Below are 22,922 nucleotides of genomic sequence, written 5' to 3'. Positions count from 1 at the left end.
GTCCTGCTGCTTGACGAGGCGACCAGTGCGCTCGACGCTCACAGTGAACACCTGATCCAGCAAGCTTTGCCGCGCCTGATGGCGGGGCGGACAACGGTAGTGATCGCGCACCGTTTGGCCACGGTACAACACGCCGACCGCATTGCCGTGGTCGATCAAGGCAAAGTGGTCGCCACTGGGACCCACAGTGAGCTGATTGAAGCCAACCCGTTGTATGCACGGCTGGCAGCGCTGCAATTTACGTCCGCTTGAAAGGCTGGCCGGCTGGTGCGCGATGCAGGTACGAGCCTGAATCATGAACAACAAAAAACCCGCACAAGGCGGGTTTTTTTAGGATTTGGTCGGAGAGACAGGATTCGAACCTGCGGCCTTCTCGTCCCGAACGAGACGCGCTACCTGGCTGCGCTACACTCCGATGAACAAAATCCTACTGCATCCGAAATTTGCCCGCAAGTCCTTGTAAAAGAACGAAGCTTTGGCCAACTCGGAGGGGCTATCAGAGTTCTTTGACGGTGCGAATCTGGTCTTTATTCAGACGCATGCGCTTGCCATCGAGCTGCTCGAACTCGTAGAAGCCGGAATCTTCATCATAGGACGGCTTGTCCACCGCCTGGATTTCGCGACCGTCGTTCAAAGTGATGACGGTTGGGGTCGAGCAACCGGCCAGGGCAGCCAGGCCCAGGGCGAGCATAAAGGCGGGAAGGGTCCGTTTGATCATCGTGTTTCTCCAGTGCGATGGTGCAAGATGACTGTTAAGACGCGGGACGTTAGTGCAAGTTCCTTGCGCGTGCAGCATAACGGCATTCGCTCGGCGCGATCCAGTGAAGACAGCGCTCCCCACGCCGGCGGGGGTGCCCTGTGATATAACTGCCGTCATTGCCATTACCAGTGACCGATACCTATGAAAGCCTCGGCAGACACCCCGTTCGTTCCTCTCAATATCGCCGTGCTCACGGTCAGCGACACCCGCACGTTCGACAACGATACATCGGGCCAGGTCTTCGTAGACCGGCTGACAGCGGCGGGCCACCGGCTCGCCCAACGCGCACTGCTCAAGGATGATCTCTACAAGATCCGCGCCCAGGTCGCGACCTGGATCGCCGATGACACCGTGCAGGTGGTGCTCATTACTGGCGGTACCGGTTTTACCGGACGTGACAGTACGCCTGAGGCGGTTACTTGCCTGCTCGACAAGCAGGTCGACGGCTTTGGCGAGCTGTTCAGGCAGATCTCCGTGGCGGATATCGGTACCTCGACCGTGCAATCGCGGGCACTGGCAGGGTTGGCCAACGGTACCCTGGTGTGTTGCCTGCCCGGCTCGACCAATGCGGTGCGCACCGGTTGGGACGGTATCCTGGCCGAACAGCTCGATGCACGGCACCGTCCCTGCAATTTCGTCGCCCATCTGAAGCAGGCGGCGGCCTGTGAAAGCCGTGGCTGAGGCCGTGCAGCCCAGGCCACTGATGCCGGTGGAACAGGCCCTCGAGCAATTGCTGGCCTTGGCAGATGCCGCGCCGATTCGCGACACCGAGCGCGTGGCGTTGGCCGAGGCACAAGGCCGAGTGCTGGCCACTGCCCTGGTGGCTTCGCTGGATCTGCCGCCTTGGCCCAACAGCGCAATGGACGGCTATGCCCTGCGCCGGGCCGACTGGCAGGGGGCGCCGCTGCCGGTCAGCCAGAGAATCTTCGCCGGCCACGCACCTGGCCCACTGCAGCCTGGCACCTGTGCGCGGATCTTCACGGGTGCACCGGTTCCCGAAGGCGCCGACTGCGTGGAGATGCAGGAAAACACCCAGGTTCATGCCAATGGCCATGTGCAGTTCCTGCACCCCCTCAAGGCGCTGCAGAACATTCGCCCGCAAGGACAGGAAACCCGCAAGGGTGAGCAGGTGCTCGACGCCGGCACGCGTCTTGGGCCAATCGAGTTGGGCTTGGCCGCCACCCTGGGTCATGGTCAGCTCGATGTGGTACGCAGGGTGCGGGTGGCAGTGCTGTCGACTGGGGATGAACTGGTCGAGCCAGGGCTGCCGCTGGGGCCTGGGCAAATCTACAACAGTAATCGTCGCTTGCTGGTGAGTTGGTTGCAGCGCCTGGGATGCGACGTCACCGACGCCGGTATCCTGCCTGATGACTTGGCCCGTACCCGCGCGAGCCTGGCTCAGTTGCAAGGGGTGGACCTGATCCTCTCGACAGGTGGCGTGTCGGTGGGCGAGGCCGATTATCTGGGCGCGGCCCTGCGCGAGGCCGGTGAGCTGGCCTTGTGGAAACTGGCGATCAAACCCGGCAAACCGTTGACCTTCGGCCACTTCCAGGGCGTGCCGGTGATCGGCCTGCCCGGTAACCCGGCCTCTACCCTGGTGACCTTCGGCCTGCTGGCGCGCCCCTACTTGTTGCGCCGTCAGGGTGTGATCGACGTCGCCCCGCTGCGCGTGTGCCTGCCCGCCGGTTTCGATTGGCCCAAAGCTGGGTCACGGCGTGAGTACCTGCGTGCGCGCATCGAGCAGGGCAAGGTGTGCCTTTACCCTAACCAGAGCTCTGGCGTGTTGCGCAGCGCAGTGTGGGCCGATGGGCTGGTCGAGGTGCAGGAGGGCACTACGCCTGGTCAAGGTGACCTCGTACCCTTCATTCCCTTCAGTGACCTACTCGGTTGACGCACGCCAACGGCGCAGGCTCGGTCCAGTGCGCGAGCCCTGCGCCGCAATATTTGAACGACCGTGCAACAATTGGTAACGGCTAAGAGTCAAGATGCAGGTGGTCAATTATGGAGGCACCTACATGCAAGCGCGCAAGGCAATGCTGATTCTGCACGGCAAGCAAGCCATGAACGAAGACGTACGCACCGCCGTGCACGATCTGCGCGACACTGGCTGGGCATTGGACGTGCGCGTAACCTGGGAGGGCGGTGATGCCCAGCGCCTGGTCAAGGAGGCACTTGCCGCCGGTTACAGTCACATTGTCGCCGGCGGTGGTGACGGCACCTTGCGGGATGTGGCCGAAGCCATGGGCCTGGCGGGCACCGAAGCCAGCCTGGTGTTGCTGCCGCTTGGAACCGCCAACGACTTTGCCAAGGCGGCCGGTATTGCGCTGGAGCCTGCCCAGGCACTGGCGCTGCTCAATGAACCGGCGCAGGCAGTTGATCTTGGGCAAGTGGGCGAGCAACTGTTCCTTAACATGGCGACCGGGGGCTTTGGCAGCCAAGTCACAGCCAGTACGTCCGAAGACCTGAAGAAGTTGATGGGGGCCGCCGCCTACGTGTTCACCGGCTTGTCACGCTTCAGTGAACTGGAGGCAGCCTCGGTCGAGTTGAAAGGCCCGGATTTCCATTGGCAGGGTGAGCTGCTGGCGCTAGGGATCGGCAACGGTCGCCAGGCCGGGGGAGGGCAGGAGTTGTGTCCGGATGCGGTGGTAGATGACGGGTTGCTGGATGTTGCGATCCTGCCCAAGCCGCAGGAAGTAGTCGGCGCATTACGCGATTTGCTGGCAGGCGATGGGCTGTTCATTCGCACACGGTTGCCGTGGGTAGAGATCAACAGTCAACAGGGCCTTGATATCAACCTCGATGGCGAACCGCTCAAGGCGGACAGCCTGCGTTTCGAAGCGCGGCCCCAGGCGTTGCGCCTGCACCTGCCGCAAGGCTGTCCATTACTCAGTCATCGAGGCTGATGATCTTTTCGCGCACCGCGAACAGCACCAGCCCGGCGACGTCGTGAATTTGCAGACGTTTCATCACTTGCGAGCGATGGGTTTCGACTGTCTTGATCGACAGCCCCAGACCGTTGGCGATTTCGCGGGTGGACTTGCCGCGCACGATCAGGCGCAGAATCTCCAGCTGCCTGGCAGTCAGGTTGTGTCGCTCGCACGCCGGACGTCTGGCGGGTCTAGTATGACGCAAGGCCTGATTGATGACGGTGTGGGCAATGGCCGGGCTTAGGTAGCGCTCCCCGTTGCGCACAGCACTCAGGGCTTGCTCAAGTTCAGAGGCGCTGGTGTCCTTGAGCAGATACCCATGGGCACCGCCTTCAAGGGCGCGCATGATCAACTCCGGGTCCGTGTGCATGGAGAGGATCAGCACCTTGCAGGCGCTGCCGCTGGCATTGAGCTGGGTAAGAGCGTCCAGCCCGCTGGTTGATCGCATGGAGAGGTCCAGCAGGATGATATCGGGCATCAACGTCCGCGCCTGATCCAGCAACTGCCCGCCATCGTCGGCCTCGCCGACTACCTCGTACCCGGGTATGTCACTGACCAGGGCGCGGACCCCCGCCCTGATCAACGAATGGTCATCCACCAGCAACAATCTACAGGTCATGGGTATCCACTCGGTCAGCGCGTTGCCGGCTACGGGGCGGCCAGGGGAACACGGCGTCGATGCGGGTGCCCTGGCCAACATCGCTGGTAATCTTCAAGCTGCCGTCAAGGGCAGTGACCCGCTCGAGCATGCCAGCCAGCCCACGCTGACTGGCAAGGTGCGGGTCTCTGGCAAGCTTGAAGCCGCAGCCATCGTCCTCGATCGACAACGCCAGGCCCAGCTCCGTACGCCGTAGGTGGATGACGAGATTGCGCGCCCCAGCGTGGCGCAACATGTTGGTCACCGCCTCCTGGGTGATGCGAAACACTGCCATTGCGACATTTTCGGCAATGCCCCCAAGGCGTTGCTTGCAAGACAGGCTCCATTGCACGCCGCTACCGTCCAAGGTGCGCAGCAAGTGCGCGCGCAGGCTGGCCTCAAGACCAAGGCTGGCCAGCTGACGGGGGTTGAGCAGGGCAGATACGTCGCGCACAGCGCTCAACGTCTCGTCCAGCGTGGCATGCAAGGCATCGCAATGCCCCTGCACATCCCCGGGCGTTCGCCGCTGCAGCCATTGCAGCTGCAATTTCGCAGCGGTCAGCAGCTGGCCGATGTCGTCATGAAGCTCCCGGCTCAGGTGCTGGCGTTCATCTTCTTGCACTTTCAGCAGGCGCTCGGCGAGTTCCGCAGGGCGCAAGCTGATCGAGCGCGCCCCCGTACGCAGTTGCACGGCAGCGACCAGTACACCGGTCAGTTGCAGCAACACCAGGCTGATGGGTACGGGGCGCTCAGCCAGGTGCAACACCAGGCAGGCGATGCAGGAAACCACACTGATGCCTGCCGTGGCCCAGCACAGCCTGGTGTACGGGGGGCTACAACGAAAAGAGGTCATCAAGCGTGGGAACATAGGTAGGGGAGCCGCTGAAGTATTGCTGATGGAGGCCTTGCACATTACTGCTCAGAGGCTTTTGCGCCGTACTTTCGATGTTTTTTCGACCACGGTTCATTCAACCTTGTGTCAAGTTGAAGCGTTTCGGTGGGGCATACTATCACCTCGAATTCCCGAGGTCGCCGCCGAAGACGACTTCATCTAGATAATTCTTATTGTTGTGAATTACCCCATAGCGGCGCCTGACTTGCTTGTCTGAGGCTATTTCCTACAACTTTGTAAATTGAAGCTACAACTTTCCAGTTTCGCCAAAGTTGCACTTCAGGCATGCCACTGCAGGGTGGCAAATTGCCCTACGGTTTGTCGCCAAGGTCGGGCTCTTGGCGGTCATGCGCTGCACCGTCACCTGTTACCCAGGCTTATGCCAGAGAAGATCGAACCGCCCTGGCCAGTTCGCCCAGCAACACAAATTGTTCTCCAGCGTCCAGGTCCAGCCGCCCCGTGTGTGCGTCCAGTAGCTCGAGCTGCCAGGCCAGCAGCCTCAGGCATGCAGCAGCAGTACGCAGCGTGTCAAGATGCAGGCACGCGCCTTGGCAGCAGGGTGCCAGTATCTGCTGAAGAGAAGTAGTGAAGTGGGCCACTTCAAGCAGCCCCAAACGCTGTGCGTCATGTGCCAAGTCGCTTAACGCAGCGTCCAGGCACCTACAGGCATCAGGGTCATTTTCGATGAGCTCAAGATGCTGCAAGCAGTCCTCTGCTCTGTAGAGGCGCTTCTGAGCCTTCTCGCGAAAACCTTCAAGCGCCTCCGAGAAGGGTAAGGCACTGTCCATCATGGCGCCTCCATGGGCAGGACAGGCGATAGAGACGGGCACGCCGTTACGGTAGCTAGCAAAGCCTGACTCCATTCATGCAGTGAGAATGGCGTCACATTAATGGCTAAAAGATAGAGCGAACATCAGGTTGTACCTGAGTGCCGCTAGGGGTTTCCCTGATAGGCAAGAAAAAAGCGGAACTTTTCAGCCCGCGGGAGTGGCATTAGGAAACCCGTTAAGCATGCTGTTAAAGTGACATCAAATAAGGGAGGGGTGTAGCGTTTACTAGGGATCAAGATGCTACGCCAACTGCCGATACACACACAATCGCGCATATTTTCGACATGAGCCTGGGGGCTTACCAATGGCTGGCATTCTCGACACGGTAGACCAACGCACACAACTGGTAGGTGAGAACCGGCTGGAAATCCTGATGTTCCGGCTGGCTGGGCGTCAGCTTTTCGCGATCAACGTCTTCAAGGTGCAGGAGGTGTTACAGCTGCCCAAGCTGACCCTGATGCCGCAGCGCCACGCGTTCGTCTGCGGTGTTGTCAACCTGCGAGGCCAGACCCTCCCGGTCATCGACCTGTCCCAGGCAATCGGCATGCGCCCCATTCAGCCTGGCCCTGACAGCACCATCATCGTCACTGAATACAACCGCTCGGTGCAGGCGTTTCTGGTGGGCGGGGTCGACCGCATCGTCAACCTCAACTGGGAGTCCATCATGCCGCCACCGACCAGTGCCGGCCGTCAGCATTACCTGACCGCCATCACCAAGGTGGACGACAAGCTGGTAGAGGTGATCGATGTGGAAAAGGTGCTCGCTGAAATCGTGCCGTACAACGCTCGCGTTTCGGGCGAGAAGTTGGCCGATCCGGTTCTGGCAAGGGCACGTGGTCGCGAGGTGCTGCTGGTGGACGATTCCAGCGTGGCCCTGGCCCAGTTGCGCGACACGCTCTCGCAGTTGGGGATGAAACTGCACGTTGCCAGTGATGGCCTCAAGGCATTGCGCATGCTCAAGGCTTGGGCCGATGCCGGGGAGGACATGTGCGAAAAGCTATTGATGATCTTCACGGATGCTGAAATGCCGGAAATGGACGGTTATCGCCTGACAACCGAGATCCGCGAGGATGCGCGCCTGCGCAAGCTGTACGTCGTTCTGCACACGTCTCTGTCGGGCAGCTTCAACGAATCCATGGTCAAGAAGGTGGGTTGCGACAATTTTCTGTCCAAGTTTCAGCCTGATCGTCTGGTCGATGTGGTCAAGCAGCGCCTGTTGCTGGACAACACCAACGCGTGATCGCGCGCCCTGCCGGGTATAAGCTGACGTTTTGATGAGTTATGAGGCGGCAGGGATGTTTCTTAGCGAGCTCTATCGGTATCCGGTCAAGTCAGGGCGTGCACAAAGCCTGCAAGCCTCTCCCGTCGGTCTGCTTGGACTGGAAGGAGACCGTCGCTGGATGCTGGTGGAGGAAGAAAACGGGCGCTTCCTGACCCAGCGTGCCTGGCCGCAGCTCGGGCAGCTCGAGGCAGTGGAGTCAGGCGGGGCACTGTTGCTGCGGGCGCCTGGGCAAGTGCCGCTGAATGTGGTGGCCCCAGCCGAGGATGCCCCGCTGCGAGGGGTGACCTTGTGGCGCGACACCTTGCGCGTGCCGGATGCCGGCGATCAGGCCGCCGCCTGGCTCAGTGGCTGGCTAGGCAAACCGGTGAGGTTGGTCTACTGCCCGCAGCAGCGGGCCAGGTACCTGCCCAATGGCTATGGCACCGACCGTGACCGTGCCGCCTTTCCCGACGGTTTCCCGTTGTTGCTCATTGGCCAGGGGTCGCTCGATGAGCTCGATCGCCGTATCGGCCGGCCCATGGACATGCTGCGTTTCAGGCCCAACCTGGTGGTTCAAGGGGCCGAGGCTTTTGCAGAGGATGGCTGGAAACGCCTTCGCATCGGCACGGTGGAGTTTCGTGTTCTGAAGCCAAGCGTGCGCTGTATTTTCACCACCATCGACCCTGCTACAGGGCAGCGCAGCCCTGACCGGGAGCCCATGACCACGCTTCGCACGTTCCGGGAAAAGGAAGGGGACATACTGTTTGGGCAAAACCTGGCCGCCGATGGCAGCGGGCACCTGGAAGTTGGCATGAAGGTGCAGGTGCTCTGAGTCGCCGGGCAGCTGGACGCCGGTGTGGCCGGCGCCCAGGCTTGATCAGCCGGCAGTGGCCCTTACATGTCGTCGAAGTAGCGCTCGTGCCAGTCCACCAGAGGTTGTGGCATGTTGAGCTTCTGCCCGTAGATCACCGAGTAGGACAGCACGTTCTGAACGTACTGACGGGTTTCATCGAACGGAATGGACTCGACCCACACGTCGAAGCTCAGGTGCTTGGCACCTTTGAGCCATTGCCGCACGCGGCCTGGGCCTGCGTTGTAAGCCGCTGACGCCAGTACTCGGTTGCCGTTGAACTGGCTGTGCACCTGGCTGAGGTAGGCGGCCCCCAGTTGGATGTTCTTGTCCGGGTTCAGGACCTGTGCGGGCGATGCCAGTGGGATACTGAACTTGCGCGCCGTTTCTTTGGCTGTAGCAGGCATCAACTGCATAAGCCCGCTGGCGCCCACTGGGGAGCGAGCATCCTCCATGAAGGCGCTTTCCTGACGGGTGATTGCGAACACCCAGCTAGAGTGCAGGCCGCGCACCTTGGCTTCGCGTACCAGGGTGTCGCGGTGCGCCATCGGGAAGCGCACATCCAGGTCATCCCAGTACTTGGCCTGGCTGATGGTGCGAATGGCCGGGAAATACCAGCGCAACTCGTAACCCAGGCGCGCCTGGGCGACCATTTCGTCGCGGTTGAAGTGACGGCTAACGTGATACCACTCGCGGCGACCTTCGACGATCTGACCGCGAGCATGGAATTCAAGGGCGCGTTGGATGCCAGGGGTATTGCGCACTTTCTTGACCAGCTGTGGGCTGAGCACCAGGGGCTTGTTGTTCAGCTGGTAAGGGGCTTGCGCACGGTCCGCAGCCAGGAAGCCATAGAAATCACGCTCGCGGGCAACGGCCTTGTACAACTGCGGGACTTGCGGATTCTTCGGCTGTGCCAGCTCCAGGCTGCGCGCCTGCCAGTACTTCCAGCGACTGCTCTGGGCCAGGTCGCCGCTCAGGCGCTTGGTGAGTGCGTAGGCGTCTTCCCAGCGGCCCAGGCGCAGCAACAGGCGCAAGCGCCATTCACTGACGGTGTCGTCCCGCAGCTCTGGGTCGTAGCGGGTCATCAGGTCAAGCGCGCGCGGGTCATAGCGCCGGGCCAGGGTCAGGCCGATCTCGCGGGCAATGGCCACTTTTTCATCGCGGGAAAAGTGCATGCGCTGGGCATAGTCGTCAAGCAGCCCCATGGCGCGCTCCGGGTCCTGCCGTGCAAGGCGGCGCAGGCCGAGGCTGACGACGTCCGAGGTGGCCTCGTCGGCCTGGGTGAAGCGTGATGGCTGGTTGAGCAGTTCGGGTTTCTGCGCCACATCGATCAGCAGGCGGCCTTGTGGCGCCAGCGTGGTCAGGGTCTTGACAAGGTTCTCGGCCAGGCCGTAGTTGCGCGCCTGGGCAGCAAGCTTGGCTCGTTCCCAGCGTTTGCCCTCCGTGAGTTGCCCCTCTGCGGCCCACATGTCGAACAACGGGTCGCAGGCAGCAGGCTGGGACTTGCCCACCGACCACAGCTTGTCTGCCGTGGCAAAGCCTTCGGTGCGCATCCCGTGGCTAAGCTGGTACTGGCCGTTCAGGCAGTCGAGCTCGGTGAAGTTGAGCTTGGGATCGTAGTAGTTGGCGAAGGTCTGCCACTCGCCGCGTTCGGCCAGCCAGCGCAACCAGCGCAGTTTCATCCAGTTGGCTTGCGGCAGGTCGCCGTGCTTGGCCAGGAAACCCTCGATCTCCTCGTTGCTGGCAGATTTCAGGCGCGCGGTCAGTTCGTCATAGGCCAGGTAGGGTGTCAGCGGATAGTCGCTCAACGCCTGGGCATAGCGCAGGTACGGGCCTTTGTCGCCCTTGGCCAGCGCACGCTTGGCTTCATCGTAGTATTGACGTTGCACGGTGATGTCGGTGGCCTGGGCCGCGCCGGTGGCAGCGGTGAGCAACAGGCATGAAGCAATTTGTAACAGGCGGCTGCGCATGATACGTCCGGGCAGTTGAACCATGGGAAAGTGGCGGCGGGGCCAGCACTGTTGGGAACAATGGCCCTAGCTTAGCCGTTTGCGGATGACAGGTGAAAGCACTGTGCTTGTATCGGGATATTAAGTTCGACCGGATGTCGCCGTGGGTGGCAGGCGCTGGCCTTGCGGATGTCGGCGCAGGGCCAACTCAGGTAGAATGCGCGCCCGATTTATGGAGACGAACATGACCCTGCTCAAATTCAGCGATGTGTCCCTCGCATTCGGCGCCATGCCGCTGCTGGACAAGGTGTCCTGGCAGATCGCTCGTGGCGAGCGGGTGTGCATCATCGGCCGCAACGGCACCGGCAAGTCGAGCATGCTGCGCCTGGTCAAAGGCGAGCAGAAAGGCGATGACGGCGACATCTGGCGCGCCCCGGGGCTGAAGATCGGCGAGTTGCCCCAGGAACTGCCATTGGCCGACGAGCGCACGGTGTTCGACGTGGTGGCGGCAGGCCTGGATGGCGTTGGCGAGCTGTTGGCACAGTTTCATCACCTGAGTCAGAACATCCAGGGCGATGAAGACCTGGAGAAACTGATGCACGTGCAGCACGAGCTGGAGGCCCGCGATGGCTGGCGCCTGCAGCAGGTGGTTGAAAGCACCCTGAGCCGCCTGCAGTTGCCGGCGGACAAGACCCTGGCGGAGTTGTCCGGCGGCTGGCGCCGTCGTGTATTGCTGGCCCAGGCACTGGTGTCCGAGCCCGACCTGTTGCTGCTCGATGAACCGACCAACCACCTGGACATCGGTGCCATCGCCTGGCTTGAGGAAGCACTGCGCGGGTTCAACGGCGCTGTGTTGTTCATCACCCACGACCGATCCTTCCTGCAGAACCTGGCCACCCGCATCCTCGAGCTGGACCGGGGCGGCCTGATCGACTGGAACGGCGACTACGCCAGTTTCCTGGTGCACAAGGAGGCCGCGCTGGCCGCCGAGGAAACCGCCAACGCCCTGTTCGACAAACGCCTGGCCCAGGAAGAGGTGTGGATCCGCCAAGGCATCAAGGCCCGTCGCACCCGTAACGAGGGCCGCGTGCGGGCGCTCAAGGCGCTGCGCGTTGAGCGCGGCGAGCGCCGGGAGCGGCAGGGCAAGGCCAACATCCAGATCGAGGCGGCCGACAAGTCGGGCAAACAGGTCATGGTGCTCGAGCACGTCAGCTTCTCGCACCCGGACGGGCCGATGCTGGTCAAGGATTTTTCCATGGTGCTGCAGCGCCAGGACCGTATAGGTCTGCTGGGGGCCAACGGCACCGGCAAGACCACCTTGCTCAAGCTGATGCTGGGTGATCTGGAGCCCACGTCGGGCAAGATCGAGCGCGGCACCAAGCTTGAAGTCGCCTATTTCGACCAGATGCGCCATCAGCTGGACCTGGAAAAGACCGTCATCGACAACCTCGCCGAAGGCCGTGACTTCATCGAGATCGAGGGGCAGAACCGGCATGTGCTGAGCTACCTGGGTGACTTCCTGTTCAGCCCGCAGCGGGCCCGCACCCCGGTCAAGGCATTGTCCGGCGGCGAGCGTGCGCGTCTGCTGCTGGCCAAGCTGTTCAGTAAGCCGGCCAACCTCTTGGTGCTTGACGAACCCACCAACGACCTGGACGTGGAAACCCTCGAGTTGCTCGAAGAGGTGCTCTCCAACTACAAGGGTACCGTGCTGATGGTCAGCCACGACCGAGCGTTTCTCGACAACGTCGTGACCAGCACCCTGGTGTTCGAAGGCGATGGCCTGGTCCGCGAGTACGTGGGCGGTTACGAAGACTGGATTCGTCAGGGCGGTTCGCCAAAGCTGCTTGGGGTCACCGAGAGCAAGGGCGGCAAGTCGGCGCTCAACAGTGCGGTGGTGGAGAAGGTCGAGGCCAAGCCGCAAGCCGTCGCTGCGCCAGTGATCGAGGAGTCGAAGAAAAAGCTCAGCTACAAGCTGCAGCGTGAGCTGGAGATGCTGCCAGGTCAGATCGACGCGCTGGAACAGCGCATGGCCCAGGCGCAGGAAGAGGTGAGCGCGGCCGGTTTCTACCAACGTCCGATCGCGGAGACATCAGCGGTGCTGGCGAACATCGAGAAGCTGCAAGGTGAGCTCGATGCCCTGGTGGAACGCTGGGCCGAGCTGGAAGGCTAAGCAGACAGGACGCTTAGGGCCTGCGCGTGGCGGGCGAGCCCGCTACCAGGTGCCGGAGGGAGGAGACAACCCCGAGGCACCTGGCGTTGCGGCTGGACGTGCCGGGATGGACAGGTTCAGTCCTTTTTCTGCAGTCGCACTGCCAGCACATCGCAGGGTGCGCCATGCAAAACGTCATTGGCCGTGGAGCCCAGTAGCAGCGCCAGGCCGTGGCGACCATGGCTGCCCACGACGATCAGGTCGCATTTCTGGTCTTTGGCCAATTGATGGATTTCCTGACGGGGCTGTCCGTAGGTCAAGTGCGAGTCGCCGCGCTGAATGTCCGGATATTTGTTGAACAGGCGATCCATGCGTTCCTTGGCCTGGTCGAACTGCTGCTGTTGCAATTGCGACAGATCCATCGGCACGTCCCCGCCAAACGCCATGGCCATGGGTTCGACGATGTGCACCAGTGAGACCTTGGCATTGGTTGGCTGGGCCAGCGCCATGGCGCGCTTGATCACAGGGTCGCATTCTTCCGTCAGGTCGACGGCGACCAGCAGATGTTGGTAGGTCATGAGCTGTACTCCAGGCAATCGCTATAGAAGAAGTATGGTCGCTTTCGGGCGGGTCATGCGTGAAAAATGGCTAACCAGCTCATTTGCAACGGTTTATGGGAACTACTGATATGACGGTATTGCTGGTGGTGTCAATCCTTGCGCTGATTCTCAGCCCGCTTTCTTGGCTGCGCAACTCGCGCAATCAGAGCGAGCAGATGCGCTTGCGCCTGGAGGCGCGGCGCATGGGTCTGGCCATGCAGCTGGCGCCTCAGCAGTGGCCGCACTGGTTGGAAAAGCAGCCGCCGAGCCCATGCCCGCAATATCACCGGGCCCGCAAGCGGGGGCATGTCGACAGCTTCAGCTTCTGGCAGATCAGCCCTGGCGTATGGTGGAACCAGTGGCGAGAGCCGTGCGAAGACCCACGCTTCATGCAAGCGCTGGCCCGTCTGCCGGCAAGCGCCTACAAGGTCGAGGCCGATGCGCGGATGATAGCGCTCTACTGGACGGAGCGCGGAGATACGGCTGTATTGCAGGATGTTGCCTATGTACTGGAGACACTGGCCTGACCCCAAAGGCACTCGGCGGGCTGTCCAAGGCCCCCTGACATGCGGTGCAACGACACAGCGGCGATTCGGCGGTCCCTGACAGGGGCCTGCTCAATCGCCGCTTTGTCGTTCTGCCTCAAGCGAAGGCGGGGCAGGCCAGTGAATTCATCGCGTCATGCAGGGGCTGGCGCTTGTGCCCGGATCAGCCAGACTGCAGAGCACGCCAAGGCTGACAAGGTTTGAAAATTGCCAGCATGAATGGCCAGCGATCAGCCCCATGATCGGTCGTGCCCGGCCTGTGGAAAGTGACCGCAAAGTCGGCTTTTCTGCCGTGGGTGCAGCATTTGACAATGCAGATCTTTTCGGAGAATGTGTGCACACCCAAATCAAACGGGCGTATGAATTGAGCGTTTGCATTGCACGTCACTCATTCATGCGCTCGACTCGCGCGCTGACGGGTGTGCCTGGGGCAGGTGGCCATGATGGCTGCGGTGCCGCAGCGATCGGCGTGTACAGTTTAGCTTCCATATCTTGGAGATCAGTTGATGATTTACGAAGGTAAAGCCATCACGGTTAAGGCTCTTGAAAGTGGCATCGTCGAGCTCAAGTTCGACCTCAAGGGTGAGTCCGTCAATAAGTTCAACCGCCTGACCCTGAGCGAGCTGCGCCAGGCTGTAGATGCCATCCAGGCCGATGCGTCGGTCAAGGGTGTCATCGTCAGCAGCGGCAAGGACGTGTTCATCGTTGGTGCCGACATCACCGAGTTCGTCGACAACTTCAAGTTGCCCGAGGCCGAATTGGTCGCCGGCAGCCTGGAAGCCAACCGTATCTTCAACGCATTCGAAGACCTTCAGGTGCCCACGGTTGCGGCCATCAACGGTATCGCCCTGGGCGGTGGCCTGGAGATGTGCCTGGCAGCCGACTACCGCATCATGGCCACCACCGCGCGCATCGGCCTGCCCGAAGTGAAACTGGGCATCTACCCAGGCTTTGGTGGCACCGTGCGCCTGCCGCGCCTGATCGGCTCGGACAATGCCGTCGAGTGGATCGCCGCGGGCAAGGAAAACAGTGCCGAAGACGCCCTGAAAGTGGGTGCCGTCGATGCCGTGGTCGCGCCCGAGTTGCTCATGGCCGGTGCTCTGGACCTGATCAAGCGCGCCATCAGCGGCGAGCTGGACTACAAGGACAAGCGCCAACCCAAGCTCGAAAAACTCAAGCTCAATGCCATCGAACAGATGATGGCCTTCGAAACCGCCAAAGGCTTCGTCGCTGGGCAGGCAGGCCCGAATTACCCAGCGCCTGTCGAGGCGATCAAGTCCATTCAGAAAGCGGCCAACTTCGGTCGTGACAAGGCACTGGAAATCGAAGCGGCGGGCTTTGCCAAGCTGGCCAAGACGTCGGTCGCACAGAGCTTGATCGGCTTGTTCCTGAACGATCAGGAACTCAAGCGCAAGGCCAAGGCCCATGACGAGATTGCCCGTGACGTCAAGCAGGCGGCCGTGCTGGGCGCCGGTATCATGGGCGGTGGCATCGCCTATCAGTCGGCGGTCAAGGGCACCCCGATCCTGATGAAGGATATCCGCGAAGAGGCCATCGAGCTTGGGTTGAACGAAGCGTCCAAACTGCTGGGCAATCGGGTCGAGAAAGGTCGGCTGACACCGGCCAAGATGGCCCAGGCGCTCAACGCGATTCGCCCGACGCTGTCCTACGGTGATTTCGCCCACGTAGACATCGTGGTCGAGGCAGTGGTCGAAAACCCGAAGGTCAAGCAGGCCGTGCTTGCCGAGGTGGAAGGGCAGGTGAGGGAGGATGCGATCCTGGCATCCAATACCTCGACCATTTCCATCAATCTGCTGGCAAAAGCGCTGAAGCGCCCGGAAAACTTCGTGGGCATGCACTTCTTCAACCCGGTGCACATGATGCCGCTGGTGGAAGTGATTCGTGGCGAAAAATCCAGTGAAACGGCCGTCGCCACCACCGTCGCCTACGCCAAGAAAATGGGCAAGAACCCGATCGTGGTCAACGACTGCCCAGGGTTTTTGGTCAACCGCGTCCTGTTCCCGTACTTCGGCGGCTTCGCCAGGCTGGTCAGTGCGGGGGTGGACTTCGTGCGCATCGACAAGGTCATGGAAAAATTCGGCTGGCCCATGGGCCCAGCGTACCTGATGGACGTGGTGGGCATCGACACCGGGCATCATGGCCGTGACGTCATGGCCGAGGGGTTCCCCGATCGTATGAAGGATGAGCGCCGCTCGGCCATCGACGCCTTGTACGATGCCAACCGCCTGGGCCAGAAAAACGGCAAGGGCTTCTACGCCTATGAAACCGACAAGCGCGGCAAGCCGAAAAAGGTCGCCGATGCCAGCGTGCTCGAGGTGCTCAAGCCCATCGTGTACGAGCAGCGTGAAGTCAGTGACGAGGACATCGTCAACTGGATGATGATCCCGCTGTGCCTGGAAACCGTGCGCTGCCTTGAAGATGGCATCGTCGAGACCGCCGCCGAGGCGGACATGGGCCTGGTCTACGGCATTGGCTTCCCACCCTTCCGCGGCGGTGCGCTGCGCTACATCGATACCCTGGGTGTAGCCGAATTCGTCGCCCTGGCCGATCGCTACGCCGACCTGGGGCCGCTGTACCACCCGACCGCCAAGCTGCGTGAGATGGCCAAGACGGGCCAGCGCTTCTTCAACTGAGCGGTCAACGAGCTAGAGCGAGAGATTTGATATGAGCCTTAATCCAAGAGACGTGGTGATCGTCGACTTCGGTCGCACGCCAATGGGCCGCTCCAAGGGTGGCATGCACCGTAATACCCGCGCCGAAGACATGTCGGCGCACCTGATCAGCAAGTTGCTTGAGCGCAACGACAAGGTCGATCCCAAGGAAGTCGAGGACGTGATCTGGGGCTGTGTGAACCAGACCCTGGAGCAGGGCTGGAACATCGCCCGCATGGCATCGCTGATGACCCAGATCCCGCACACGTCCGCGGCGCAGACCGTCAGCCGGTTGTGCGGCTCGTCGATGAGCGCGCTGCACACCGCCGCCCAGGCGATCATGACCGGCAACGGCGACGTGTTCGTGGTAGGCGGCGTCGAGCACATGGGGCACGTGAGCATGATGCATGGCGTAGATCCCAACCCGCATCTGGCGCTGCATGCGGCCAAGGCTTCGGGCATGATGGGTCTGACGGCCGAGATGCTGGGCAAGATGCACGGCATTACGCGTGAGCAGCAGGACCAGTTCGGCCTGCGCTCGCACCAGCTGGCGCACAAGGCCACCGTGGAGGGCAAGTTCAAGGATGAGATCATCCCCATGCAGGGGTATGACGAGAATGGTTTCCTGAAAGTGTTCGACTTCGACGAAACCATTCGTCCGGAAACCACCCTCGAGGGCCTTGCGTCGCTCAAGCCGGCCTTCAACCCCAAAGGCGGAACCGTGACCGCAGGCACTTCTTCCCAGATCACCGACGGCGCGTCGTGCATGATCGTGATGTCGGGGCAGCGTGCAATGGACCTGGGTATCGAGCCTCTGGCGGTCATTCGTTCCATGGCTGTGGCTGGCGTCGACCCCGCGATCATGGGCTATGGCCCAGTGCCGGCCACCCAGAAAGCCCTCAAGCGCGCGGGCTTGAGCATGGCCGACATCGACTTCATCGAACTCAACGAGGCGTTCGCCGCACAGGCACTGCCTGTGTTGAAAGACTTGAAAGTGCTCGACAAGATCAATGAGAAGGTTAACCTGCACGGCGGTGCGATCGCCTTGGGCCACCCGTTTGGTTGCTCCGGGGCGCGTATTTCCGGCACCCTGCTCAACGTCATGAAGCAAAATGGCGGCACGCTGGGGATTGCGACCATGTGTGTCGGCCTTGGCCAAGGTATTACCACTGTATTCGAACGCGTCTAAGGCGCAGGAGAAGAACAGCGACCGGGGCCTTGTGCCCCGGTTTTCTTTTTTCGGTTTCAATCGAACCAGGAGGTAGTCCACATGCAGATCCAGCCAGGTGTGTACCGGCATTACAAAGGCCCGGAGTACCGTGTGTTCAGTGTTGCGCGGCACTCTGAGAGCGAGGAGTGGATGGTGTTCTACCAATGCCTGTATGGTGATTACAGCTTCTGGGTGCGCCCGCTGTCGATGTTCCGCGAGTCGGTGGAAGTCGACGGCGAACAGGTGCCACGCTTTGCGTTGATCAAGGCCGAAGAAGGGTTGTGCGGGACGTCGGCCAAGTCGCAGGCGTGATGTTCTGAACTTGACCTCGCAGTTTCGCCACTATATATAGCGGTGCCGCGTCTGGTACCTGACGTGTTTTCAATCTTCAGATTCAGGAATACTCCGATCCATGGGCAAATCGCTGGTCATTGTGGAATCCCCGGCCAAGGCCAAGACCATCAACAAGTACCTGGGCAACCAGTACGTGGTGAAGTCGAGTATCGGCCATATCCGAGACCTTCCCACCAGCGGTTCGGCGAGCGCGAGCAAAGAGCCGGCCGCCAAGCGTGGCAAGGCGGCAGGTGAGGCACCGGCCCTTTCGCCCAAAGAGAAGGCGCGCCGCCAATTGGTTGCACGCATGGGCGTCGACCCGGACCAGGGCTGGAAAGCCAAGTACGAGATCCTTCCTGGCAAGGAAAAGGTGATCGACGAGCTGCGCCGCCTGGCCAAGGATGCCGACACCATCTACCTCGCGACCGACTTGGACCGCGAAGGGGAGGCAATCGCCTGGCACCTGCGTGAGGCCATCGGTGGCGACGATACCCGCTACAAGCGCGTGGTGTTCAACGAAATCACCAAGAAGGCCATTCAGGAAGCGTTTTCGCAGCCTGGTGAGCTCGACATTGATCGGGTCAACGCGCAGCAGGCGCGTCGTTTTCTCGACCGTGTGGTGGGCTACATGGTGTCCCCGCTGCTGTGGTCCAAGATTGCCCGTGGCCTGTCGGCCGGGCGGGTGCAGTCGGTAGCCGTCAAGCTGGTGGTCGAGCGTGAACGCGAGATTCGCGCCTTCATTCCTCAGGAATACTGGGAAATCCATGCCGATCTCGGCACCGCCAAGAACGCCAAGGTTCGCTTCGAAGTCGCCCGTGAAAATGGCGAGGCCTTCAAGCCGCTGAACGAAACCCAGGCCATGGCCGCGCTGGAGAAGCTCAAGGCATCGAGCTACAGCGTCGTCAAGCGTGAAGACCGCCCGACTAGCAGCAAGCCATCGGCGCCCTTCATCACCTCGACCCTGCAACAGGCAGCGAGCAATCGTCTGGGGTTCGGCGTGAAGAAAACCATGATGATGGCCCAGCGTCTGTATGAAGCGGGTTACATCACCTACATGCGTACCGATTCGACCAACTTGTCGAGCGATGCGCTGGAAATGGCGCGCAGCTACATCGAGCGCGAATTCGGCAAGCAATACCTGCCCGAAACGCCGCAGGTGTACGGCAGCAAGGAAGGGGCTCAGGAGGCGCACGAAGCCATCCGGCCGTCGGACGTGAGCACTCACCCGACCAAGCTCAGCGGTATGGAGCGCGATGCCGAGCGGTTGTACGAGCTGATCTGGCGTCAGTTCCTGGCCTGCCAGATGCCGCCGGCCCAGTACCTGTCCACCAGCGTGACCGTGGCCGCGGGCAGCTTCGAGCTGCGTGCCAAGGGCCGCATCCTGAAGTTTGACGGTTACACCCGCGTGTTGCCGCAGCAGAGCAAGCCTGGCGAAGACGACGTGCTGCCTGAGATGGTGCAGGGTGAGGCGCTCAAGCTGATGCAGCTTGACCCTAGCCAGCACTTCACCAAGCCGCCTGCCCGGTTCACCGAGGCCAGCCTGGTCAAGGAAATGGAAAAACGCGGCATTGGCCGACCATCGACCTACGCGGCGATCATCTCGACCATTCAGGACCGTGGCTATGTGACGTTGCACAACCGTCGCTTCTATTCGGAAAAGATGGGCGACATCGTGACCGAGCGGCTCTCCGAGAGTTTCTCCAATTTGATGGACTACGGTTTCACCGCCGGCATGGAGGAAAACCTCGACGACGTCGCCCACGGCGAGCGCGACTGGAAGAACGTGCTGGACGAGTTCTACGGCGACTTCAGCAAGAAATTGCAGACGGCCGAATCCAGCGAACACGGCATGCGTGCCAATCAGCCGACGATGACCAACATTCCTTGCAAGGAGTGCGGTCGCCCGATGATGATTCGTACAGCGTCCACGGGCGTGTTCCTGGGCTGCTCCGGTTACAGCCTGCCACCTAAAGAGCGCTGCAAGTCCACGGTCAACCTCGTGCCTGGTGACGAGATCGCTGCTGACGATGAGGGCGAATCGGAGTCGCGCGTGCTGCTTGGCAAGCACCGCTGCCCAGTTTGCGCAACGGCAATGGACGCTTACCTGCTCGATGAAAAGCACAAGCTGCACATTTGCGGGAACAACCCTGATTGCCCGGGTTACGAGATCGAAGAGGGCAGCTATCGCATCAAGGGCTACGAAGGCCCAAGCCTTGAGTGCGACAAGTGCGGCAGCGAAATGCAGCTCAAGACCGGACGGTTCGGCAAGTTCTTCGGGTGCACCAACCCTGCGTGCAAGAACACCCGCAAGCTGCTTAAAAGCGGTGAAGCGGCGCCGCCGAAAATGGACAAAGTCGACATGCCCGAGCTTAAGTGCGAGAAGGTGGACGACACCTATGTGCTGCGCGATGGTGCTTCGGGGCTGTTCCTGGCTGCCAGCCAGTTCCCGAAGAACCGCGAGACACGTGCGCCCCTGGTGTGCGAGATTGTCCCGCACAAACATGAAATCGATCCGAAGTACCATTTCTTGTGCGAAGCGCCGCAGAAAGATCCCGAGGGTCGACCAACCGTAATTCGCTACAGCCGCAAGACCAAGGAGCAGTACGTCCAGTCGGAAGTGGACGGCAAGCCCACGGGTTGGAAAGCGTTTTACGATGGCAAGGCCTGGAAAGTCGAAGACAAGCGCTGAGTTCTAGCGTCCAGGGATGGGGCCGTGCTGCGGTCTTTCGTGAGCTGATATCACGAAAGGCCGCAGCACGGCCCCTTTCATTTATGATGCAGCAATCCGCTAAGCCACTTGATGGGAGGGCAGCACATGGCCCAGGAGCTCTATACCCGCACTAATCAAAAACTGTACTTTGCCGGGCTGGCACTGGAATCGATGGCCAGGGCTGAACAGAGCCAGGCCATGAACGCCCAGGGGCTGGTGCAGGCTGAGCGGGAGTCGGCATTGTTTCATCTGCATGGTGCCTTGCTTGGCCTGTGTCACGAAATCAGTGGTTACTACCGCTTGCCTGCGCTGGCAAGCGTTGAGCAGGCCCTGGCGCAGGACGCCTTCAATGGCATCGCCATACCAGAAGTTGCCGAGCTCCTGGAGCTTGCCCGGCAACGGGAAACCTGGCTGGCGCAGATGCTGGCGGCCTATGCTGACTTGTTCCGAGCGCCTGTGATGCGCAAACCACCCAAGGCTGACGTCACCCAGCCGTTGATCCAGGCGGTCAGCCTCGATGAGCAGGTGCCTGCGCCGCTGTCCCGTGCCGAGCTTGAGGCGTGGCGCAGCGATCTCAAGGCACTCGTCAGGCGTTTTCGCGATGCGTTGAGTGAGTGCTGACAGCGTCGAGCGCTGGTACAATGCTCGCCTTTCGTGGAGAACCGCCCTTTATGTCTACGTCTTTTCTGGAAATTGTCGAGTTGCCTGATGGCCGCATCGAACTGCGTCGCGCCGAGGATGAAGGCTCACTGGTAACCCTGGATTTCTCAGAGGATGCCAAAGTATTCCTGCAGGGTCAGCACGTCGAGGTGGCCAAAGCCATGCTCAGCGTGGGTGTGCAGATGGCTGGACGGCTTGTGGATGGCGAGCTTGAACGTGACGAAGGGCCGCGCGTTCTGCACTGAAACGCGCAGTCGTGAGATGGCTGCCACCGGCCTGGCCGGTGTCGGCGGCAAACGTATCGAACAGATGAGTGTGGGGGTGTCGGGAAAGCATTGCGCTTTGTCGGCGTTTTTTACTCGTCAGGGCGAGCATGGCCTGGAGCGGTCAGGCCGGTAGTACGAATGCCGCAGTGTCAGCCGAAACGAATGTTCAGGCTTTGCGCGTTACCTACGCTTGCCGCACGCAACAGCAGCTGACGTGCGTTGGCATTGACGCTCCCCAACCAGCTGACCACGGTATGGCTACGGCCCAGGCGCAAGGCTTCACACGCCAACTGCAAGGGAAGCTGGTTGCCCCGCGGATGAAGCAGCAGAATGCGTTCGCGGTTGAGCCCAGCCCTGCGCAGCCAGGCCTGTGTCAGGCTCGACGGTGGTGCAATGAGGGTCAACCAGCGTGTTTCGTCTTCTTCGCTGAGTTCGCGTAGCACAGGTGCCAGCAAGGTGTGACAGTGACTAGGGGCGCCGTGCAGTGACAATTCGCTGAACAGGTCGGGCATGTCGCTCTTGCGCGCCAGTTCGCTGGCCTTGAGGCCAGGCAGGACAGGCTGGGCGAGGAATGCTTCGAACAGCGGCAACTGGACTTGCTCGGTTGTATGGGTGAATGGCTGCATGACGCCTCCTGATTCAGCGGCGAATGACGCCGACGCTCAAGCCCTCGATCACCAGTTCCTGATCTTTCAGGTTGACTTCGATAGGGGCAAATTCCGGGTTTTCGGCCAGCAGCCAAACCTTGTTGCCTTCGCGCTTGAAGCGCTTGACGGTGACTTCGTCGCCGATGCGCGCCACGACGATCTGGCCGTTGCGGGCTTCGCGGCAGGTATGCACCGCCAATAGGTCGCCATCGAGGATGCCGACGTTCTTCATGCTCATGCCGTGCACACGCAACAGATAGTCGGCCTGGGGGTGGAAGAAGGCTGGGTTGATGTTGCAGGATTGCTCGATATGTTGCTCGGCAAGGATCGGGGCGCCGGCAGCAACGCGGCCGATGATCGGGAGCCCGGCTTCTTCGGCCTTGGCTTCGAGGCCGGGAATGCGAATGCCTCGGGAGGCGCCTGGCGTCATCTCGATAGCGCCTTTACGGGCCAGCGCCTTGAGATGCTCTTCGGCGGCATTGGGTGACTTGAAGCCCAGCTCCTGGGCAATCTCGGCACGAGTCGGCGGAAAGCCGTTGTCCTCGAGGCTGCGCTTGATGAAGGCGAGGATTTCGGCTTGGCGTGGCGTCAGTTTCAACATGATCAGCGCTCTGTCTTTTTGTACAGTGACTGGGATTATATACAGTATTCGGCGCGCCGCAAGCGCTCCCACCGCCCAGGCCAGCTGATGGCCACGGATCACACTGGGTTCGCCGCCAAACGCCCTTGCAATTACACGGTTGACCGGCCGGTCACGAACGCTTGACAGGCGGGGGGTTGAAACGTATGTTTCAAACATCTGTTTGTATGGCGGAGTGCTTGGAGTAGTCATGGCCCAATCGGAAACCGTTGAACGCATCCTCGATGCTGCCGAGCAGCTGTTCGCCGAGCGCGGGTTCGCCGAAACCTCGTTGCGGCTGATCACCAGCAAGGCCGGCGTTAACCTGGCGGCGGTGAATTACCACTTCGGTTCCAAGAAAGCGCTGATCCAAGCGGTCTTCTCTCGTTTCCTGGGGCCATTCTGC

At 61.1% G+C, this 22,922-nt stretch carries 20 protein-coding genes, 1 tRNA gene and 3 pseudogenes; 15 read left to right on the top strand and 9 right to left on the bottom strand.

All coding sequences use genetic code 11. The features are described from left to right. Positions 1–252 (top strand): annotated as a pseudogene (locus ACK59L_RS18600) (ABC transporter ATP-binding protein); the annotation flags it as partial. An 86-nt stretch (positions 253–338) separates the two neighbouring features. Here ACK59L_RS18600 and ACK59L_RS18595 read toward each other — a convergent pair. Together ACK59L_RS18595 and ACK59L_RS18590 are read right to left on the bottom strand one after the other, a co-directional pair. Beyond that, positions 339–415, bottom strand: a tRNA-Pro gene (locus ACK59L_RS18595). Positions 416–496: 81 nt separating this feature from the next. After that, a complete protein-coding gene (locus tag ACK59L_RS18590) occupies positions 497–718 on the bottom strand; it encodes a YgdI/YgdR family lipoprotein (RefSeq protein ID WP_023534255.1) in 222 nt (73 codons plus the stop codon). A gap of 183 nt (positions 719–901) precedes the next feature. Here ACK59L_RS18590 and moaB point away from each other — a divergent pair, with 183 nt between their 5' ends. The 3 genes from moaB (at position 902) to yegS (ending at position 3,663) form a co-directional block, all read left to right on the top strand. After that, complete coding sequence (gene moaB / locus ACK59L_RS18585; protein WP_144967426.1) at positions 902–1,441, top strand: molybdenum cofactor biosynthesis protein B; 540 nt, start codon at positions 902–904, stop codon at positions 1,439–1,441. Continuing rightward, the gene (gene glp / locus ACK59L_RS18580) at positions 1,425–2,651 is read left to right on the top strand and encodes a gephyrin-like molybdotransferase Glp (protein ID WP_409275275.1); all 1,227 of its coding nucleotides are present in this window, start codon (positions 1,425–1,427) and stop codon (positions 2,649–2,651) included. Before moaB ends, glp begins: the two co-directional genes overlap by 17 nt. A 124-nt stretch (positions 2,652–2,775) precedes the next feature. Further along, the gene (yegS, locus tag ACK59L_RS18575; RefSeq protein WP_058606173.1) at positions 2,776–3,663 is read left to right on the top strand and encodes a lipid kinase YegS; all 888 of its coding nucleotides are present in this window, start codon (positions 2,776–2,778) and stop codon (positions 3,661–3,663) included. Here the strand turns inward: yegS and ACK59L_RS18570 are convergent. From ACK59L_RS18570 to ACK59L_RS18560, 3 genes and pseudogenes are all read right to left on the bottom strand, one after another. Continuing rightward, positions 3,647–4,306 carry a response regulator transcription factor gene (locus ACK59L_RS18570; protein WP_058639667.1) on the bottom strand — a complete coding sequence of 220 codons (660 nt, stop codon included), beginning with the start codon at positions 4,304–4,306 and terminating at the stop codon, positions 3,647–3,649. The genes yegS and ACK59L_RS18570 overlap by 17 nt on opposite strands. Beyond that, positions 4,296–5,192 carry a sensor histidine kinase gene (locus ACK59L_RS18565; RefSeq protein WP_409275272.1) on the bottom strand — a complete coding sequence of 299 codons (897 nt, stop codon included), beginning with the start codon at positions 5,190–5,192 and terminating at the stop codon, positions 4,296–4,298. Before ACK59L_RS18565 ends, ACK59L_RS18570 begins: the two co-directional genes overlap by 11 nt. A 404-nt stretch (positions 5,193–5,596) precedes the next feature. Further along, a pseudogene (locus ACK59L_RS18560) lies at positions 5,597–6,004 on the bottom strand (histidine kinase); the annotation flags it as partial. A gap of 346 nt (positions 6,005–6,350) precedes the next feature. Between ACK59L_RS18560 and ACK59L_RS18555 the strand changes: the two are divergent. Together ACK59L_RS18555 and ACK59L_RS18550 are read left to right on the top strand one after the other, a co-directional pair. Then, positions 6,351–7,286, top strand: coding sequence for a chemotaxis protein CheV (locus tag ACK59L_RS18555; RefSeq protein ID WP_058639664.1), 936 nt, complete (start codon positions 6,351–6,353; stop codon positions 7,284–7,286). Positions 7,287–7,341: 55 nt separating this feature from the next. Further along, positions 7,342–8,139, top strand: a complete 798-nt coding sequence (locus tag ACK59L_RS18550) for an MOSC domain-containing protein (RefSeq protein ID WP_409275270.1) — start codon at positions 7,342–7,344, stop codon at positions 8,137–8,139. Positions 8,140–8,201: 62 nt separating this feature from the next. Here the strand turns inward: ACK59L_RS18550 and ACK59L_RS18545 are convergent, their stop codons facing one another. Then, positions 8,202–10,127, bottom strand: coding sequence for a transglycosylase SLT domain-containing protein (locus ACK59L_RS18545; RefSeq protein WP_409275268.1), 1,926 nt, complete (start codon positions 10,125–10,127; stop codon positions 8,202–8,204). Between the two features lie 223 nt (positions 10,128–10,350). Here ACK59L_RS18545 and ACK59L_RS18540 point away from each other — a divergent pair, with 223 nt between their 5' ends. Further along, positions 10,351–12,276, top strand: a complete 1,926-nt coding sequence (locus tag ACK59L_RS18540) for an ATP-binding cassette domain-containing protein (RefSeq protein ID WP_409275266.1) — start codon at positions 10,351–10,353, stop codon at positions 12,274–12,276. A gap of 116 nt (positions 12,277–12,392) precedes the next feature. Here the strand turns inward: ACK59L_RS18540 and ACK59L_RS18535 are convergent, their stop codons facing one another. Beyond that, positions 12,393–12,833: a universal stress protein gene (locus tag ACK59L_RS18535; protein WP_058606178.1), complete on the bottom strand. Its 441-nt coding sequence runs from the start codon at positions 12,831–12,833 to the stop codon at positions 12,393–12,395. A gap of 110 nt (positions 12,834–12,943) precedes the next feature. Between ACK59L_RS18535 and ACK59L_RS18530 the strand changes: the two genes are divergently transcribed. The 7 genes from ACK59L_RS18530 (at position 12,944) to ACK59L_RS18500 (ending at position 21,229) form a co-directional block, all read left to right on the top strand. Continuing rightward, complete coding sequence (locus tag ACK59L_RS18530; RefSeq protein WP_100851173.1) at positions 12,944–13,381, top strand: hypothetical protein; 438 nt, start codon at positions 12,944–12,946, stop codon at positions 13,379–13,381. A 524-nt stretch (positions 13,382–13,905) separates the two neighbouring features. Next, positions 13,906–16,053 carry a fatty acid oxidation complex subunit alpha FadB gene (gene fadB / locus ACK59L_RS18525; protein WP_409275263.1) on the top strand — a complete coding sequence of 716 codons (2,148 nt, stop codon included), beginning with the start codon at positions 13,906–13,908 and terminating at the stop codon, positions 16,051–16,053. A 31-nt stretch (positions 16,054–16,084) separates the two neighbouring features. Next, positions 16,085–17,260: an acetyl-CoA C-acyltransferase FadA gene (gene fadA / locus ACK59L_RS18520; RefSeq protein ID WP_409275261.1), complete on the top strand. Its 1,176-nt coding sequence runs from the start codon at positions 16,085–16,087 to the stop codon at positions 17,258–17,260. A gap of 81 nt (positions 17,261–17,341) precedes the next feature. After that, positions 17,342–17,593: a DUF1653 domain-containing protein gene (locus ACK59L_RS18515; protein ID WP_058606157.1), complete on the top strand. Its 252-nt coding sequence runs from the start codon at positions 17,342–17,344 to the stop codon at positions 17,591–17,593. 100 nt (positions 17,594–17,693) lie between these two features. Then, on the top strand, positions 17,694–20,303 hold the full coding sequence (gene topA / locus ACK59L_RS18510) for a type I DNA topoisomerase (protein ID WP_058606158.1): 2,610 nt from the start codon (positions 17,694–17,696) through the stop codon (positions 20,301–20,303). Positions 20,304–20,429: 126 nt separating this feature from the next. Continuing rightward, a complete protein-coding gene (locus ACK59L_RS18505; protein ID WP_409275258.1) occupies positions 20,430–20,945 on the top strand; it encodes a DUF6586 family protein in 516 nt (171 codons plus the stop codon). A gap of 50 nt (positions 20,946–20,995) precedes the next feature. After that, positions 20,996–21,229 carry a hypothetical protein gene (locus ACK59L_RS18500; protein ID WP_023534164.1) on the top strand — a complete coding sequence of 78 codons (234 nt, stop codon included), beginning with the start codon at positions 20,996–20,998 and terminating at the stop codon, positions 21,227–21,229. Positions 21,230–21,399: 170 nt separating this feature from the next. Here ACK59L_RS18500 and sulA read toward each other — a convergent pair whose 3' ends face one another. After that, a complete protein-coding gene (sulA, locus tag ACK59L_RS18495) occupies positions 21,400–21,876 on the bottom strand; it encodes an SOS-induced cell division inhibitor SulA (protein WP_100851174.1) in 477 nt (158 codons plus the stop codon). Positions 21,877–21,889: 13 nt separating this feature from the next. After that, a complete protein-coding gene (gene lexA, locus ACK59L_RS18490) occupies positions 21,890–22,498 on the bottom strand; it encodes a transcriptional repressor LexA (protein WP_023534260.1) in 609 nt (202 codons plus the stop codon). A gap of 229 nt (positions 22,499–22,727) precedes the next feature. Here lexA and psrA point away from each other — a divergent pair. After that, positions 22,728–22,922, top strand: a pseudogene (psrA, locus tag ACK59L_RS18485) (transcriptional regulator PsrA); the annotation flags it as partial.

The organism is Pseudomonas sp. KCJK9111 (genome assembly GCF_046231935.1).
Lineage (GTDB): Bacteria > Pseudomonadota > Gammaproteobacteria > Pseudomonadales > Pseudomonadaceae > Aquipseudomonas > Aquipseudomonas parafulva_B.
This window is presented reverse-complemented; position numbering and strand designations above follow the sequence as displayed.

Coding starts and splice junctions, on each gene's coding strand:
- moaB (WP_144967426.1), top strand. CDS start 902: ATGAAAGCCTCGGCAGACACCCCGTTCGTTCCTCTCAATATCGCCGTG.
- ACK59L_RS18505 (WP_409275258.1), top strand. CDS start 20,430: ATGGCCCAGGAGCTCTATACCCGCACTAATCAAAAACTGTACTTTGCC.
- sulA (WP_100851174.1), bottom strand. CDS start 21,876: ATGCAGCCATTCACCCATACAACCGAGCAAGTCCAGTTGCCGCTGTTC.
- ACK59L_RS18555 (WP_058639664.1), top strand. CDS start 6,351: ATGGCTGGCATTCTCGACACGGTAGACCAACGCACACAACTGGTAGGT.
- ACK59L_RS18570 (WP_058639667.1), bottom strand. CDS start 4,306: ATGACCTGTAGATTGTTGCTGGTGGATGACCATTCGTTGATCAGGGCG.
- fadB (WP_409275263.1), top strand. CDS start 13,906: ATGATTTACGAAGGTAAAGCCATCACGGTTAAGGCTCTTGAAAGTGGC.
- ACK59L_RS18550 (WP_409275270.1), top strand. CDS start 7,342: ATGTTTCTTAGCGAGCTCTATCGGTATCCGGTCAAGTCAGGGCGTGCA.
- ACK59L_RS18515 (WP_058606157.1), top strand. CDS start 17,342: ATGCAGATCCAGCCAGGTGTGTACCGGCATTACAAAGGCCCGGAGTAC.
- fadA (WP_409275261.1), top strand. CDS start 16,085: ATGAGCCTTAATCCAAGAGACGTGGTGATCGTCGACTTCGGTCGCACG.
- topA (WP_058606158.1), top strand. CDS start 17,694: ATGGGCAAATCGCTGGTCATTGTGGAATCCCCGGCCAAGGCCAAGACC.
- ACK59L_RS18540 (WP_409275266.1), top strand. CDS start 10,351: ATGACCCTGCTCAAATTCAGCGATGTGTCCCTCGCATTCGGCGCCATG.
- ACK59L_RS18535 (WP_058606178.1), bottom strand. CDS start 12,833: ATGACCTACCAACATCTGCTGGTCGCCGTCGACCTGACGGAAGAATGC.
- lexA (WP_023534260.1), bottom strand. CDS start 22,498: ATGTTGAAACTGACGCCACGCCAAGCCGAAATCCTCGCCTTCATCAAG.
- yegS (WP_058606173.1), top strand. CDS start 2,776: ATGCAAGCGCGCAAGGCAATGCTGATTCTGCACGGCAAGCAAGCCATG.
- ACK59L_RS18545 (WP_409275268.1), bottom strand. CDS start 10,127: ATGCGCAGCCGCCTGTTACAAATTGCTTCATGCCTGTTGCTCACCGCT.
- ACK59L_RS18500 (WP_023534164.1), top strand. CDS start 20,996: ATGTCTACGTCTTTTCTGGAAATTGTCGAGTTGCCTGATGGCCGCATC.
- ACK59L_RS18590 (WP_023534255.1), bottom strand. CDS start 718: ATGATCAAACGGACCCTTCCCGCCTTTATGCTCGCCCTGGGCCTGGCT.
- ACK59L_RS18565 (WP_409275272.1), bottom strand. CDS start 5,192: ATGTTCCCACGCTTGATGACCTCTTTTCGTTGTAGCCCCCCGTACACC.
- ACK59L_RS18530 (WP_100851173.1), top strand. CDS start 12,944: ATGACGGTATTGCTGGTGGTGTCAATCCTTGCGCTGATTCTCAGCCCG.